The organism is Streptomyces sp. NPDC088794 (assembly GCF_044750545.1).
In the GTDB taxonomy this organism is placed as follows: Bacteria; Actinomycetota; Actinomycetes; order Streptomycetales; family Streptomycetaceae; genus Streptomyces.
The window spans coordinates 1-16177 of sequence record NZ_JBIVKB010000024.1 but is presented as its reverse complement, the minus strand read 5'-3'; the positions used below and the strand labels follow the sequence as shown (position 1 = coordinate 16177).

General features: G+C 70.6%; 11 protein-coding genes and 1 pseudogene. 6 read left to right on the top strand and 6 right to left on the bottom strand.

All coding sequences use genetic code 11. From position 1 onward, the window contains the following. Positions 1 to 193 precede the first annotated feature (193 nt). A pseudogene (locus ACIP6U_RS44265) lies at positions 194 to 1858 on the bottom strand (ATP-binding protein); the annotation flags it as partial. 230 nt (positions 1859 to 2088) lie between these two features. On the opposite strand from ACIP6U_RS44265, the gene ACIP6U_RS44260 reads away from it, so the two are divergent. Next, positions 2089 to 3465, top strand: coding sequence for a cation:dicarboxylate symporter family transporter (locus tag ACIP6U_RS44260; protein WP_401728757.1), 1377 nt, complete (start codon positions 2089 to 2091; stop codon positions 3463 to 3465). Between the two features lie 46 nt (positions 3466 to 3511). Here the strand turns inward: ACIP6U_RS44260 and ACIP6U_RS44255 are convergent, their stop codons facing one another. After that, on the bottom strand, positions 3512 to 4141 hold the full coding sequence (locus ACIP6U_RS44255; protein ID WP_401728755.1) for a TetR/AcrR family transcriptional regulator: 630 nt from the start codon (positions 4139 to 4141) through the stop codon (positions 3512 to 3514). Between the two features lie 154 nt (positions 4142 to 4295). On the opposite strand from ACIP6U_RS44255, the gene ACIP6U_RS44250 reads away from it, so the two are divergent. The 5 genes from ACIP6U_RS44250 to ACIP6U_RS44230 all read left to right on the top strand — a co-directional run bounded on the left by ACIP6U_RS44250 (position 4296) and on the right by ACIP6U_RS44230 (position 9848). After that, positions 4296 to 5060 (top strand): DUF2127 domain-containing protein, encoded by a 765-nt coding sequence (locus ACIP6U_RS44250; RefSeq protein WP_401728753.1) that lies wholly within the window; start codon positions 4296 to 4298, stop codon positions 5058 to 5060. Positions 5061 to 5195: 135 nt separating this feature from the next. After that, the gene (locus ACIP6U_RS44245; protein WP_401728752.1) at positions 5196 to 6722 is read left to right on the top strand and encodes an AAA family ATPase; all 1527 of its coding nucleotides are present in this window, start codon (positions 5196 to 5198) and stop codon (positions 6720 to 6722) included. 29 nt (positions 6723 to 6751) lie between these two features. Next, the gene (locus tag ACIP6U_RS44240; RefSeq protein ID WP_401728925.1) at positions 6752 to 7138 is read left to right on the top strand and encodes a MerR family transcriptional regulator; all 387 of its coding nucleotides are present in this window, start codon (positions 6752 to 6754) and stop codon (positions 7136 to 7138) included. 14 nt (positions 7139 to 7152) lie between these two features. After that, the gene (locus ACIP6U_RS44235; protein WP_401728750.1) at positions 7153 to 7467 is read left to right on the top strand and encodes a thioredoxin family protein; all 315 of its coding nucleotides are present in this window, start codon (positions 7153 to 7155) and stop codon (positions 7465 to 7467) included. A gap of 152 nt (positions 7468 to 7619) precedes the next feature. Continuing rightward, positions 7620 to 9848: a HelD family protein gene (locus ACIP6U_RS44230; RefSeq protein ID WP_401728923.1), complete on the top strand. Its 2229-nt coding sequence runs from the start codon at positions 7620 to 7622 to the stop codon at positions 9846 to 9848. On the opposite strand, the gene ACIP6U_RS44225 is transcribed toward ACIP6U_RS44230, so the two are convergent. The 4 genes from ACIP6U_RS44225 to treS all read right to left on the bottom strand — a co-directional run. Then, complete coding sequence (locus ACIP6U_RS44225) at positions 9835 to 10695, bottom strand: hypothetical protein (protein ID WP_401728749.1); 861 nt, start codon at positions 10693 to 10695, stop codon at positions 9835 to 9837. The two genes, ACIP6U_RS44230 and ACIP6U_RS44225, sit on opposite strands and share 14 nt — an antisense overlap. A gap of 64 nt (positions 10696 to 10759) precedes the next feature. Continuing rightward, positions 10760 to 13285 carry a 1,4-alpha-glucan branching enzyme gene (gene glgB / locus ACIP6U_RS44220; protein WP_401728748.1) on the bottom strand — a complete coding sequence of 842 codons (2526 nt, stop codon included), beginning with the start codon at positions 13283 to 13285 and terminating at the stop codon, positions 10760 to 10762. 31 nt (positions 13286 to 13316) lie between these two features. Continuing rightward, entirely contained in the window at positions 13317 to 14687 is a 1371-nt protein-coding gene (locus ACIP6U_RS44215) for a maltokinase (protein ID WP_401728746.1), read from the bottom strand. 86 nt (positions 14688 to 14773) lie between these two features. Beyond that, positions 14774 to 16177: maltose alpha-D-glucosyltransferase (gene treS, locus ACIP6U_RS44210; RefSeq protein WP_401728744.1), on the bottom strand; the 1404-nt coding region annotated here is incomplete at its 5' end.

The following is a 16177-nucleotide window of genomic DNA, read 5'->3' as shown; positions in this document are numbered from 1 at the left end:
GCGCCCTGGCCTGCGTGCGTGCGGTCTTCTGCGTCGCGGTCTCCGGGCGTGCGGTCTTCTGCGCCGCGGTCTCCGGGCGTGCGGTCTCCCGCGTCACGGTCTCCCGGCTCGCGGTCTCCCGCGCCCCGGTCTCCGGGGCAGCGGCTTTCCGGAGCGTGGTCTCCCCAGGCGCAGGCTCGCGGGATGCTCGCTCGCGAGGCGCCGGCTCCTGAGGTGCCGCGTCCGAGCCCCCCGCCCGCATCGCCGTCCGCAACGGCATCCGTACGTCGAACTCCGCTCCGCCGCCGTCTGCCTCGGTCACCGTCAGTACTCCGCCGTGTCGCTGCACCGCCTGCCGGGCCAGGGCCAGTCCGAGGCCTCGGCCGCCCGGGCCCGACGGTTTCGTGGAGAAGCCGCGCTGGAAGACCATCTCGGCGTGGGCCGGGTCCACCCCGGTGCCCGTGTCGGAGACCTTGAGCACCAGCTCGGCCGGTCCGGCGGAGCCGTCCGCGGGCGCGGTGTACGCCGTCACCGTCACCCGGGCCCGGACGCTGCCCTGGGCCGCGTCCACCGCGTTGTCGATTAGGTTGCCGAGGATCGTGACCAGGTCCCGGGGCGGGAGCGAGGGCGGCAGCAGGCCGTCGTCGAGACGGCTGTCCTCCGACACCACCAGCTCCACACCCCGCTCGTTCGCCTGCGCCGTCTTGCCGAGCAGCAGAGCGGCCAGTACCGGTTCGCCCACCGCGGCCACCACCTGGTCGGTCAGCGCCTGGGCCAGCTCCAGTTCGGCGGTGGCGAAGTCGACGGCCTCCTCGGCGCGGCCCAGTTCGATGAGCGAGACGACCGTGTGCAGCCGGTTCGCCGCCTCGTGGGCCTGCGAGCGCAGCGCCTGCGTGAAGCCGCGCTCCGAGTCCAACTCGCCCATCACGGACTGGAGTTCGGTCACGTCCCGGAGTGTGACGACCGTGCCGCGGCGCTCACCGCCCGACACCGGCGAGGTGTTGACCACCAGCACCCGGTCCGCCGCCAGATGCACCTCGTCCACCCGCGGCTCCGACGCCAGCAGCGCGCCGGTCAGCTGTGCGGGCAGGCCCAGCTCGGCCACCGATCGGCCCACCACGTCACCGGCCACACCCAGCAACTCCCGTCCACCGTCGTTGATCAGCGCCACACGGTACTGCCCGTCGAGCATCAACAGCCCCTCGCGTACGGCATGCAGTGCCGCCTCGTGATAGTCGTGCATGTGGCTGAGCTCGGCCGCGTTCATGCCGTGGGTGTGGCGGCGCAGCCGGGCGTTGATGACGTAGGTGCCGAGGCCGCCGAGCGCGAGGGCGCCGGCCGCGACGCCGAGCATGGTGGCCAGCTGGGCCCGGACCCGTTCGCTGATCGCCTCGACCTTGATGCCGGCGCTGACCAGGCCGATGATCACGTGGTCGTCGTTCTCGATGGGTGTGACCGCGCGGACCGAGGCGCCGAGGGTGCCGGTGTAGGTCTCGGTGATGGTCTCGCCCTTGAGCGCGCGGTCGATGTGACCGAGGAAGGGCCGGCCGATCTGGTCGGGGCTCGGGTGGGTCCAGCGGATCCCCCGCGGATCCATGATCGTGACGAAGTCGACCTCGGTGTCCGCCATCACCTTCATCGCGTAGGGCTGGAGCTCGACGCTGGGGCGGGCGGTGCCGATCGCCTCGTGCACCGAGGGCGAGTCCGCGACCGAGCGGGCCACCGCCGTCGCCTGCCGCCCGGCGGCGTCCTCGGCCTGCCGCTCGTCGTTGACGTACGTGAACACCGCGTAACCGGCCACGAGCACCGCTATCAGCACGGCCTGCATGGCGAACAGCTGGCCGGCCAGGCTGCGGGGGCTCGGGACGGGGATGCGCATGACGTCAGTGTGCCTCGCACGCTAAGTGTGAACTAAATGAACGGAAGGGTGACCGGGCTCACAGGGCGGGAGATAGTCACCGCAATACGGAAGCAATATGGCCGGTTCCGGCGTCCGTTTCCAGCCGTTCGTCCCCCCATTCTCCCCCGCTCCACCCCACCCCCCACTTCGCCCGACCCGGACGTGAGCCGCACGCCGGTCCTACCGACGAAGACGTCAAGGAGGCAGCCGTGACGACGACGCCTACGGCACCTGCCGCGCCCGCCGCGAAGCGGGACCGCACCCACTACCTGTACATCGCCGTCATCATCGCGGTGGCGCTCGGCATCGCCGTGGGTCTGATCTGGCCCGACGCCGGGATCGAGCTCAAGCCGCTCGGTACGGGCTTCGTCAACCTGATCAAGATGATGATCTCGCCGATCATCTTCTGCACGATCGTGCTCGGCATCGGATCCGTACGGAAGGCCGCCAAGGTCGGCGCCGTCGGCGGTATCGCGCTCGGCTACTTCCTGGTGATGTCGCTGGTCGCCCTGGGCATCGGCCTGGTCGTCGGCAACATCCTGCACCCGGGCGACGGACTGCACATCACCGACGCGATCAAGGCGTCCGGACACGACCAGGTGTCGGCCGACGCGCTGCCGCCCGTCGACTTCGTCCTGTCGATCATCCCGCTGACCTTCGTCTCCGCCTTCACCGAGGGCCAGGTCCTGCAGACCCTGCTGATCGCCCTCCTCGCCGGCTTCGCGCTCCAGGCGATGGGTTCGACCGGCCAGCCGATCCTGCGCGGTGTCGAGCACATCCAGCGGCTCGTCTTCCGCATCCTCGCCATGGTCATGTGGGCCGCCCCGATCGGCGCCTTCGGCGCGATCGCCGCGGTCGTCGGCTCCGCCGGTGTCGACGCGCTCAAGAGCCTCGCGGTCCTGATGCTCGGCTTCTACGTGACCTGTGTGCTGTTCGTCTTCATCGTGCTCGGCCTGATGCTGCGGCTCATCGCGGGGCTGAACATCCTCGTGCTGTTCAAGTACCTGGCCCGGGAGTTCCTGCTCATCCTGTCGACCTCCTCCTCCGAGTCCGCGCTGCCGCGGCTCATCGCGAAGATGGAGCACCTGGGCGTCAGCAAGCCCGTCGTCGGTATCACCGTCCCGACCGGCTACTCCTTCAACCTCGACGGCACCATGATCTACATGACCATGGCGTCCCTCTACATCGCCGACGCCCTGGGCACCCCGATGTCCATCGGCGAGCAGATCCCGCTGCTGCTCTTCCTGCTGCTCGCCTCCAAGGGCGCGGCGGGCGTCAGCGGCGCCGGTCTGGCCACGCTGGCCGGTGGTCTGCAGTCGCACAAGCCCGCCCTGGTGGACGGCGTCGGTCTGATCGTCGGCATCGACCGCTTCATGAGCGAGGCCCGCGCCCTGACCAACTTCGCGGGCAACGCGGTCGCCACCGTCCTGATCGGCACCTGGACCAAGGAGATCGACAACGAGCGCGTCCGTCAGGTGCTCGCCGGCGAGCTGCCCTTCGACGAGACGACCCTGCTGGACGAGGGGGACGACGCCCCGGTCGAACTCCCGGAGCAGGGTGGCGAGAAGGAACTCGCCAAGGCCTGAGGAACGGCCCGCAGGACGCCGGGTGGCTGGGTGTTCCCCCCGTCGCTCAGCCGCCCGGCCCACTTCCTGCGACGCTCAGCTTCGCCACGAGTTCGGTGGCGTCGGAGGCGGGTACGCCCGCCGCGGTCAGCACGGTGACCGCGGCGGCGCGACCCGCCTCCCGCGCTGTCAGCAGCCCGTCGTTGACCGCGTCCACCACGGCGAACAGCATCTGCTCGTGCACGCACGCCAGTGCGGCGGCCGGCAGGGGCGAGGTGAACTCGCCCGAGTCCAGGCCCGCTTGGATCACCTCGGTGAAGCCCTCGCGCACGGGTGCCAGCCGGGCCCGGATGCCCTGCACGGTGACACTGCGCTGGGCCAGCGCGACCAGGATGCGGTAGCGGTCGGCGACCTCCCACACCGCGAGCGTGCCGCCGGCCAGCGCCTCCACCGGTCCCTCGGTCGCCTTCAGTCCCGCGACGCGTGCCTCGGCCACCGCCACCACGGCGCCGTCGACGAGGGTCGCGATCAGTGCCTCACGGTTCGGGAAATGCCCGTACACCGTCCGTCGTACGACGCCCGCGGCGCGCGCGATCTGGTCCATGGACGCGTCGGGATCGCGCAGCAGCTCGGCGAGCGCGACGTCCAGGATGCGACGCCGGTTGGCTTCGGCGCGGCTGCTGCTACCCGTGGTCATGGACGCCAGTGTGCCCTCGCCCACGTTATTTGCACAAGGGTGTGTAACTACTTCGGCCGGGCGGATCCTCACCGACCTCTTACCCTCGTCCACTAGCCTGCCGCGCCGGTCCACTACCGGCGCGGCAGGCCACTTCTCTTTGGAGGCACGGGGGATGAAGATCGACTGGGACCGGCGGACGTGTGCGCGCAAGGGGCACGTCACCTACGCGCCGGACGACCCCGGGCTGCGGGTGCGCCTGCACGCGCAGACCGCCCTCGGGGACGTCTGGCGCTGTCTGCGCTGCGGCGACTTCGCGCTCGGCGAGCCGCACGGTTCGGGACCGGCCGACGAGGCGCCGCTGGTGCCGCGCGGCAAGGTGCTGCGCGACCTGTTCATCCTGCGCTTCCTGGCGATCGAGCGGGCCGTGCGCGGGGTGTTCATCGTGCTGGTCGCGGCGGCGGTGTGGAAGTTCAGCAACAGCCAGGACGCGGTGCGCAGGCTCTTCGACGAGTACCTCGACGTCCTGCGCCCCGTCTTCAAGCACTTCCACTACGACCTCGACCACTCACCCGTCGTCGGCACCATCCAGAAGACGTTCGGCTACAAGCACTCCACGCTCGTCCTGGTCGCCGCCCTGCTGGTGGTGTACGCGCTGATCGAGCTCGTCGAGGCCGTCGGGCTCTGGTACGCCAAGCGCTGGGCGGAGTATCTGACGGTGGTCGCCACCGCCGCCTTCCTCCCGCTGGAGATCTACGAACTCACCGAGCACATCAGCTGGTTGAAGATCGCCACCCTGGTCCTCAACATCCTCGCCGTGCTCTACATCGCCCTCGCCAAGCGGCTGTTCGGGCTGCGCGGCGGACGCAAGGCCTTCGACGAGGAGCGGGAGAGCGCGTCCCTGCTGGAGGTGGAGACGTCCGCCGGAGTGCTGGTCTGAACACAGCCGGGATGCCGGCCCGAGAACGGCGGGGGCCGATCGGGGACAATCGCCGCAAATGCTTTGACCCGCCCCCGCGTACGGCCGCACGCTGGGAGGCCTGACACGACCGGTCGGACCAAGGCGGAGGCCAGCATGGGGGAAACGGGCGGAGTAGAGCTCGTCAGCTCGGAGGAGTACGAGCGCAGGTACGGCGCGGGACGGGACCCCTCGCCGCTGTCACTGGAGCGGATCAACGAACTCTTCTACGAGTTCCTCGCCGCGGTCGCGCGGCCCAAGGACAAGGAACAGGACGCGGCCCGCAACCTGACCAGGCGGCTGCGCGAACACCTCGGCGGCGCGCCCGCCGACCGGCCCGTGGTCAAGGCCGCGTACCCGCCGTACGACCTGCCCAACGTGCATCTCGCGCTGGAGAACTGGTTCACCCCGGACGGCCGTTCCTACGAGCTGGTCGGGATGCGCGGCGCGCAGCACCACGGCGACCTCACCCTCGGCGACATCCTCGAAGCCGCCGACCGCTACGACCGGTTCACCATCGGCGCCGTGGACTACGCGCACCTGCCGATCGCGCCCGACGAGGAACTCGCCTGCGTCTCCTGCGGGTTCTACCTCGGCGTGGAGGGCGACAACCGCTTCGCGGTGCTGCTGCGCGGCCCGGCCGACGAGTACGGGCGCAACAAGGTCGAGATCGAAGTCCTCGCCCAGGACAAGGAGTTCGCGGACCGGCTGCTCGCCGAGATCGACGCCCTCGTGCACGAACTCAACATCTTCCGGGGCCAGGTGCTCTCCTTCGAGGGCTCCCAGTTCCGGCACGGCCTCGGCCCGTTCAGCTTCCACCGGCGCCCCGGACTGACCCGCGAGGACATCGTGCTCCCCGAGGGACTCCTGGAGCGCGTGGAGCGCCAGGTCGTCGGCGTGGCCCGGCGCCGCGAGCAGCTGCGCGCCGCCGGCCAGCACCTGCGCCGCGGACTGCTCTTGTACGGCCCGCCCGGCACCGGCAAGACCCACACGATCCGCTATCTCCTCTCCCACCTCCCCGAGTTCACCGTGGTGATCCTGTCCGGCGAGAGCATCGACGCCATCGGCCCCGCGTGCGCCCTGGCCCGCATGCTCCAGCCCGCGCTGGTCGTCCTGGAGGACTGCGACCTGATCGCGGAGGCCCGCGACCACGGCGCCGGCGAACAGCCCCTGCTCTTCCAGGTGCTGAACGAGATGGACGGTCTCGGCGACGACGCCGACGTGGCGTTCCTGCTCACCACCAACCGCGCCGACCTGTTGGAGCCGGCCCTCGTCCAGCGCCCCGGCCGCGTCGACCTCGCGGTCGAGGTCCCACTGCCGGACGAGTCGGGCCGCGCCGCCCTGCTCGCCCTCTACGGCAGCGGCCTGGGCCTCGGCACGGACATCACCGAGGAGGTCGTGACCCGCACGGAGGGCACGACGGCCTCCTTCACCAAGGAACTGGTCCGGCGCTCCGTACTGATCGCCGCCGAGCGCGAGTCGGACACCACCGAAGCGGCCGACGTCCGCGCGGCCCTCGACGAACTCCTCTCCGACCGCGACCGGTTGACCCGCCGCCTGCTCGGGGCGCGGGACGGGAGCGAGGACGAGTGGCCCCCGGACACCAAGGACGACGAGGGTCCGGGGATCGAGCCCTTGCCCTGACGCCGACGTCAAGGATTACGTTCATGGACATGCGAATCGGCGAGCTGGCCGCACGGGCCGGGACCACGACGCGGACGCTCAGGTACTACGAGTCGCGCGGGCTGCTGCCCGCGCGGCGCTCCGGGAACGGCTACCGGACGTACGACGAGAGCGACCTGAAGCTGCTTGGGCAGATCAGGACGCTCCAGGACTTCGGGTTCGACCTGGAGGAGACGCGGCCGTTCGTGGAGTGCCTGCGGGCCGGGCATCCGGAGGGCGACACCTGTCCCGCCTCGCTCGCGGTCTACCGGCGCAAGCTGGCCGAACTGGACTCCCTGATCGGGGAGTTGCAGGCCGTGCGGGCGACGATCGGGGTGCGGCTGGCCTCCGCCGAGGGCGACTCACCGTTGTGCGAACTCGGAGGGCAGGACCTGTGATCAAGGCGGCAGGCGTGACGGAAGTGACGGACGCGGATTTCGCGGCGGAGGTGATCGGGGCCGAGCTGCCGGTGCTGGTGGAGTTCACGGCCGACTGGTGTCCGCCGTGCCGGCAGATGGGGCCGGTGCTCAGCGCGCTGGCCGCGGAGGAGGGCGAGCACCTGAAGGTGGTCCAACTGGACGTGGACACCAACCCGGAGACCACCAACGCCTACCGGGTGCTGTCGATGCCGACCTTCATGGTCTTCCGGGGCGGTGAGCCGGTGAAGGCGATGGTCGGGGCCCGGCCCAAGCGGCGGCTGCTTGAGGAACTGGCCGACGTGATCTGAGCCCCGGTACGAAAGAAATCCCCCGAGCAATTGCGCTCGGGGGATTTCTTTGCGTATATTCAATGGTTCGCGACTTCAGGGCGTGAAGACGCGAAGAGGCTTAGTGAGCATACTATATCTGCTCGGGAGTGGAATTGTCAAACAGCGATGAAATTCGCGGTGAGCAGGAATTCATCGACGGACTGTACGCGCGGGTCGACGCCCTGCGCGGGGACACCGAGAGCGGTGTCACGGACGCGCTCGGGCAGGGCAACACGCCGATGCAGGCCCGGCTGGAGCGGGACATCCTGGTCGCCGAGCGGTCCGGGCTGCTCGCCGCGCTGAACGCGGTGGACGGCTCGCTCTGCTTCGGCCGCATCGACCTCACCGCGGGCGGCAACCACCACATCGGCCGGATCGGGCTGCGCACCGACGACGCCGAGCGCACGCCGATCCTGATCGACTGGCGGGCCGCCGTCGCCCGCCCCTTCTACCTGGCCACCGGCCACACCCCGATGGGCCTGCGCAGGCGCCGGCACATCACCACCAGCGAGCGCGCGGTGACCGCGCTGCACGACGAGATCCTCGACCTGGGCGACCAGGAGCGCACCGGCCACGAGGACCCGACCGGCGACGCCGTGCTGCTCGCCGCGCTGAACTCCGCGCGCACCGGCCGCATGAACGACATCGTGCAGACCATCCAGGCCGAGCAGGACGAGATCATCCGCGCGCCCCATCGCGGGGTCCTGGTCGTCGAGGGCGGCCCCGGCACCGGCAAGACCGCGGTCGCCCTGCACCGGGCCGCGTATCTGCTCTACGAGCACCGCGAACTGCTCGCCAAGCGCGCCGTCCTGATCGTCGGACCCAACCCCGCCTTCCTCGGCTACATCGCCGAGGTGCTGCCCTCGCTCGGCGAGACGGGCGTGCTGCTCGCGACCGTCGGCGAACTCTTCCCCGGCGTCAGGGCGAAGGCCGCCGACACGCGTGAGGCGGCCGCGGTCAAGGGCCGCGCCGACATGGCGGACGTGCTCGCCGATGCCGTACGCGACTGGCAGTCGCTGCCCGATCCGGTGATCGCGATCGAGCACGACCGCGAGATCCTGATGCTCGACGACGGCCTGGTGAGCGTCGCCCGCGAGCGCACCCGGGCCGCCCGGCTGCCGCACAACGTGGCCCGTGAGCACTTCGAGGGGCACATCCTCAACACGCTCACCGACATGGTCGCCGAACGCATCGGCACGGACCCGTTCGACGGCGGCAACCTGCTCGACCCGAGCGACATCACCCAGATCCGCGACGATCTCGCCGAGAACCCCGAAGTGTGGGCCGCCATCGACCAGTTGTGGCCGCGGCTGACCCCGCAGCGGCTGGTCGCGGACTTCCTCGCCGACCCCGTGGGCTACCTCCCCGACGAGGACGCCGCCGCCATCCGCCGCCCGGCGACCCGGGAGTGGACGGTCGCGGACGTGCCGCTGCTCGACGAGGCGGCCGAACTCCTCGGCGTGGACGAGCGGTTGGCGCGGGCGCGGGCCGACCGCGAGCGGGAGACGCAGGTCGCCTACGCGCAGGGCGTGCTGGACGTCTCCTACGCCTCGCGCACCTACGAGTTCGACGACAAGGACGAGGAGGACTCCGAGGTCCTGTCGGCGCACGACATCATCGACGCGGAGCGGTTCGCCGAGCGGCAGGAGGAGGACGACCACCGCAGCGCCGCCGAGCGCGCGGCGGCCGACCGCACCTGGGCGTTCGGGCACATCATCGTCGACGAGGCCCAGGAACTCTCCCCGATGGCCTGGCGGTTGCTCATGCGGCGCAGCCCGACCCGCTCGATGACCCTGGTCGGCGACCCCGCGCAGACCGCGGAGGCGGCTGGCGTCGGCTCCTGGGAGAAGATCCTCGACCCGTACGTCGCCGACCGCTGGACGCACACCCGCCTCGGCGTCAACTACCGCACCCCCGCCGAGATCATGGACCTCGCGGCGGCCGTGGTCCGCGCCGAGCACCCCGGCTTCGAACCGCCGAGTTCGGTGCGGTCCACGGGCGTACGGCCCTGGGTGCGCGCCACCGACGACCTGCCGGGCGCCGTCGCAAAGGCGGTCGGGGAGCTGACGCCCACCGAGGGCCGGCTCGCCGTCATCGCCCCGCGCAACCTGCACCGCAGGCTGGCCGCGCGGCTCGACGGAGTGACGGCGGGCGCCGAACCCGACCTGACGCAGACCGTCGTACTCCTCGATCCGCGGCAGGCCAAGGGCCTGGAGTTCGACTCGGTGCTGGTGGTGGAGCCGGGGCGGTACGGGACGAGCGACCTGTACGTGGCGCTGACCCGGGCCACCCAGCGGCTCGGGGTGCTGCACACCGGGCGGCTGCCGAAGGCGCTGGCCGACGCCGTCAGCGGGTCGTAGCGGTGGCCGTGGGGGAGGCGGAGGCCGGCGGATAGCTGGGGTGCAGGGCGGGGTCGAGCGGGGCGAGCGACGCGCACAGGGCGGTCGGGAAGGCGGGCTCGACCTTCAGCACGTCCGTGCAGCCGCCCGCCGAGCTCCGGGCGATCGTCTTCCAGCCGGCCTCGGTCGCCCGGAAGAAGAAGCGGTCACCGAGCCGGGACGTACAGGCGGAGTTCTTCGTGTCGTCGCCGCACGCTGGTCCGGTGGGCCAGGAGAAGTCCAGCACCAGCCACTTGCCGTCGCAGTGCTCGGAATCGCGGTAGGTGTGCGCGGGCGCGCCGACGGCCAGCAGAGCCTGGTCGTAGGAGCCGGGGGAGCACCCGGTGGCCGGCGGGTCGCAGCCCAACTCGCCGCACAGGCGCAGGGCGGGCAACTTGGCGCCCTCGATGGTGAACACCGTGTCGTTGTCGACGGACAGATGCCGGTCGCCGAGTGCCTGCGGCAGCCGGACCTGTGCGGTGGCCCTGGTCTCCTCGGTGCATCCGGAGCGCCGGTCGCCCGACGGTGAGTCGAAGGTGAGCTGCACCCACACGGTCCGGGCGTCGGAGCCGGTGACCTTCGCCTTGAAGTCCCGTACGCACGGGTTCCTACCGTGCGGTACGTCCGCGTCGACGCTCAGCGTGCGGTGGTCACCGGCGAGCCGGGCCGCGGTGACCCGGGCGGGTTGGGCGAGCGTCCACGGGATCGGTCCCGTCGCGGTTGCGGTCGCCGTCGCCGAGCCCCGGCCGGCCACCTCGGTCCCGCACCCGGCGAGCAGCAGTACGGCGAGCGCGCACAGCGCGGCCACCACTGACCTGTTGGATCGCACGCGCGACAACCCCCCGTGGGCGCACCGACGTTGACCCGGGCAACTATAGAACGCCCCACCCGTCTCAGGCGGGCCGCAGCCAGACCGTCGCCAACGGCGGCAGCGTCAGCCGGATGCTGGCCGGACGGCCGTGCCAGGCCTGCGGTTCCGGCTTGATGTCGTCCGGGTTGGTGACGTCGCTGCCGCCGTACTTGCCGAGGTCGGTGTTGAGGGTCTCGGCCCAGGCGGGGATGGAGTCGGGGACGCCGAGGCGGTAGTCGTGGCGGACCACGGGGGCGAGGTTGGAGACCGCGAGGAGCGGGCCCCCTTCGGCGTCGTAGCGCAGGAACGCGAAGACGTTGTCCTCGGCCGCGTCACCGACGATCCACTGGAAGCCGGCCGGTTTGATGTCCTGCTGCCACAGGGCCGGAGTGTGGCGGTAGACGATGTTGATGTCCCGGACGAGGTCGCGGACGCCCCGGTGGTCGGGCTCGGCGCCATAACCCGGGTCCAGGAGCCACCAGTCGGGGCCGTGGGCCTCGGACCATTCGGCGCCCTGGGCGAACTCCTGGCCCATGAAGAGGAGTTGTTTGCCGGGGTGGGCCCACATGAAGGCGAGGTAGGCGCGGAGGTTGGCGCGCTGCTGCCACCAGTCGCCGGGCATCTTGGAGACCAACGAGCCCTTGCCGTGCACGACTTCGTCGTGCGAGATGGGCAGGACGTAGTTCTCGCTGTAGGCGTACACCATCGAGAACGTCATCTCGTTGTGGTGGAACTTGCGGTGCACGGGATCGTGGCTCATGTAGTCCAGCGAGTCGTGCATCCAGCCCATGTTCCACTTCAGCCCGAAGCCCAGACCGCCGAAGCCGCCCGGACCGACGTGATGGGTGGCCCGCGTGACGCCGTCCCACGCCGTGGACTCCTCGGCGATGGTCACCACGCCCGGCACCCGCCGGTACACGGTCGCGTTCATCTCCTGGAGGAAGGCCACCGCGTCCAGGTTCTCCCGGCCGCCGAACTCGTTCGGCAGCCACTGGCCGGGCTCGCGCGAGTAGTCGAGGTAGAGCATGGAGGCGACCGCGTCGACCCGCAGTCCGTCGATGTGGAACTCCTGGCACCAGTACACGGCGTTCGCCACCAGGAAGTTGCGCACCTCGCGCCGGCCGTAGTCGAACTCCAGCGTGCCCCAGTCGGGATGCGCCGACCGCAGCGGGTTCTCGTGCTCGTACAGGGGCCGCCCGTCGAACTCCGCCAACGCCCAGTCGTCGCGCGGGAAGTGGGCCGGCACCCAGTCCATCAGTACGCCGATCCCTGCCTGGTGCAGCGCGTCCACCAGGAACCGGAAGTCGTCGGGCGTGCCCAGGCGGGCCGTCGGCGCGTAGAAGCCGGTGACCTGGTAGCCCCAGGAGCCGCCGAAGGGGTGCTCGGCGATCGGCATCAGTTCGACGTGCGTGAAACCGAGGTCCTTGACGTACGCGGGGAGCTGCTCGGCTAGCTGACGGTATGTCAACCCCGGTCGCCAGGACGGGAGATGGATCTCGTAGACCGAGAACGGCGCCTCGTGCACGGGGGTGTCGGCCCGGCGGGCCAGCCACTCCTCGTCGTGCCACTCGTAGTGCGAGGCGGTCACCACGGACGAGGTGTTCGGCGGGACCTCTGTGCGACGGGCCAGCGGGTCGGCGCGCTGGGTCTTCGAACCGTCCTGCCGGGTCAGCTCGAACTTGTACAGCTCGCCCTCGCCGATGCCCGGCACGAACAGCTCCCACACCCCGGAGGAGCCGAGGGAGCGCATCGGATACCCGCTGCCGTCCCAGAAGTTGAAGGTGCCGGCCACGCACGCGCCGCGCGCGTTCGGTGCCCACACCGAGAAGCGGGTGCCGGTCACGCCCTGGTGCGTCATCGGGTGCGCGCCGAGCACGTGCCACAGCTCCTCGTGCCGGCCCTCCCCGATCAGATGCAGGTCCAGCTCGCCCAGCGTGGGCAGCAGACGGTACGCGTCCTCGACCTCCTGCACCGACCCCTCGTACGCCACGAGCAGGCGGTATTCCGGTACCTCGGACAGTGGTGCCAGACCCGAGAAGAACCCTCCCCCGTCGTCCTCCAGCTCGACGCGCAGATCCCCGGCGACGACGGTGACGGCCTGCGCGTACGGCCTGAACGCCCGGAACGCGACGCCGCCCGGCACCGGGTGCGCGCCGAGCACGCCGTGCGGGTCGTGATGGGTGCCGGCGACGAGACGGTCGCGGTCGGCGGAGGGCATGACCGGGGAGACGGGCGTGACGGGTGCCGGTGCCTCCGGCGGTGGGGCGGGGATCGACTCGGTGAGCTTCTGTGCGGGCGTCTCCTCCGCCGAGATCGCCTTCACCGAGATCGTCTTCGACTTGGCCTTCTTCGACGGGGCCTTCTTGCTCACCTCTTTCTTGGCCGCGGCTTTCTTGGAGGCAGCCTTCTTTGTCGTGCCCTTCTTGGCCGCCGCCTTCTCCGCCGGGACAGTCTTCTCGGCGGACTTCTCAGCGGCTTGTTCCGTGGCCTTCTTCGCAGGCTTCTTCGGGGCCTGCGCGTCGGCCGTCTTCTTCGCGTGCGAACCGCTGGACGAGGGGCGGGGGGTCACGGGCGGCGCCTCCTAGGCGAAAGCTGGGAACTCAGATCAGGTCGGACGTGGCGTAACGCTCGATCGCCGCCATGGGTACGGGGAGCCAGTCGGGGCGGTGCCGGGCCTCGTACACGACCTCGTATATGGCCTTGTCGGTCTCGTACGCGCGCAGCAGTACGGGATCGGTGCGCGGGTCGCGGCCCGCGGCCTCCGCGTACCCGGAGCAGTACGCGGCCCGGCAGGCGGCGGCCCAGTCGGGGGCGGGCGGGCCCGCCGAGTGGGCCGCGTAGTCGAAGGAGCGGAGCATGCCCGCGACGTCCCGCGCCACCGGCTGCGGCAGCCGGCGCTCGGCGAGCGGCTTCGAAGGCTCGCCCTCGAAGTCGATCAGCGACCACTCCCCGTCGGCCGAGCGCAGACACTGTCCCAGGTGGAGGTCGCCGTGGATGCGCTGCGCGGTCCAGGTGTGGCCGTCGGCCGCCAGGTCCGCCAGCGCCTCGAACGCGGAGTGCAGTCCGAGCACGTACGGCCGCAGCGCGGGCACCGCCTGTGCCGCCGCGTCCAGCCGCTCGACCATGCCGTCGACCAGCGGCCGCAGCTGGGCGTGGCCCAGCGTGACGGTCGGCAGCGCGCGGGCGAGCGCGGTGTGCACCTCGGCGGTGGCCCGCCCCAGCGCCCGCGCCTCGCCGGTGAAGTCCTCGCCCTTGGCCAGCTCCCGCAGGGCCAGCTCCCAGCCGTCCGTCGCACCCCGCACGAAGGGCTGGAGCACGCCCAGCACGTACGACTTCCCGTCCAGCTCGGAGCGCAGCCACGCCGTCGGCGCGGGCACCCGGGGGGAGCCCTCGCGGGCGAGCGCGAGCGGGAGCTCCAGGTCGGGGTTGACGCCGGGCACGATCCGGCGCAGCAGCTTCAGGATGAACGTATCGCCGTATACGACCGACGAATTCGACTGCTCGGCGGTCATCAGGCGGGGCACCAGGTCCTCGTCGATCTCCTGGCCCGGGTCCCGCTCGAAGCGAAGCCCGCCGATGCGTGCCTGGGTGCGCAGCGCCTCCAGGAGCACCTCGGCGGGCCGGGTGTCGTACAGGGCGTCGTACACCGTCCGTCCGGCGAGCGCGCCCTCCTCCGCGTGTCCGATCAGCGCGGGCGCCAGCCGTGGTGGCAGCGCCTCGCGCACGCCTATGAGGAGCTGGTAGCAGTCCCCTGAGGACTGCGGCTGCTCGGCGACGACCAGCAGGTGGTAGAGGCCGAGCCGGGAGCCGGCCGGCAGCAGCTCGGTGGCCGCGACCAGCGTGAACCCGGTGACGGGACGCCCCTTGCCCGCGAACCAGCGCTGCCTGGGCAGCCATTCCCGCAGCAGTGGGTCCAGTGACGCGAGGAGGCCGGTACTTGTCGCGTCGAAGCGGGTGACCGTGTCCGACATGAGCCTCATGTCCTTTCCCCGGGGGGTCGGGGTGTTACTGATGCGTGCCCCGGGTGGGACAGTGGAAACCGCCCCACCCTGGGGTTCTATGCGGCGTCCTTGCGGAGCCGGAACCAGTAGAAGCCGTGCCCGCCGAGGGTCAGCAAGTACGGCAGCTCGCCGATGGCCGGGAATCGCACCCCGCCGAACAGCTCCACCGGATGCCGTCCGCTGAAGGCCCGCAGGTCGAGTTCCGTCGGCTGCGCGAACCGCGAGAAGTTGTTCACGCACAGCACCAGATCGTCCTCGTGCTCCCGCAGGAAGGCGATCACCGCCGGGTTCGACGACGGCAGTTCCGTGTAGGTGCCGAGGCCGAAGGCGTGGTTCTGCTTGCGGATCTCGATCATCCGGCGGGTCCAGTGCAGCAGCGATGAGGGCGACGACATCGACGCCTCGACGTTGGTGACCTGGTAACCGTGGACGGGGTCCATGATGGTCGGCAGGAAGAGTCTGCCGGGGTCGCAGGAGGAAAACCCTGCGTTGCGGTCGGGTGTCCACTGCATCGGCGTGCGGACCGCGTCGCGGTCGCCGAGCCAGATGTTGTCGCCCATGCCGATCTCGTCGCCGTAGTAGAGGATCGGCGAGCCCGGGAGGGACAGCAGGAGAGCCGTGAACAGCTCGATCTGGTTGCGGTCGTTGTCCAGGAGGGGCGCGAGCCGGCGGCGGATGCCGATGTTGGCGCGCATGCGGGGGTCCTTCGCGTACTCCGCCCACATGTAGTCGCGCTCTTCGTCGGTGACCATCTCCAGGGTCAGCTCGTCGTGGTTGCGCAGGAAGATGCCCCACTGGCAGTTCTTGGGGATGGCCGGGGTCTTCGCGAGGATCTCGGAGACCGGGTAGCGCGATTCCCTGCGCACCGCCATGAAGATGCGGGGCATGACCGGGAAGTGGAAGGCCATGTGGCATTCGTCGCCGCCGTCGTCGTAGTCGCCGAAGTAGTCGACGACGTCCTCGGGCCACTGGTTCGCCTCGGCCAGGACCACCGTGTCCGGGTAGTGGGCGTCGATCTCCTTGCGGACCCGCTTGAGGAACTCGTGGGTTGCCGGAAGGTTTTCGCAGTTGGTGCCCTCCTGTTGGTACAGGTAGGGCACGGCGTCGAGGCGGAAGCCGTCGATGCCCAGATCCAGCCAGAACCGCAGCGCGGAGATCATCTCCTCCTGCACGGCCGGGTTCTCGTAGTTGAGGTCCGGCTGGTGGGAGAAGAAGCGGTGCCAGAAGTACTGCTTGCGGACCGGGTCGAAGGTCCAGTTGGAGGCCTCGGTGTCGACGAAGATGATCCGGGCTTCCGGGTACTGCTTGTCGTCGTCGGCCCAGACGTAGTAGTCGCCGTAGGGCCCCTCGGGGTCCTTTCTGGACTCCTGGAACCACGGGTGCTGGTCGCTGGTGTGGTTCATGACGAAGTCGATGATGACGCGCATCCCGCGCTGGTGGGAGGCGTCCACGAACTCGAC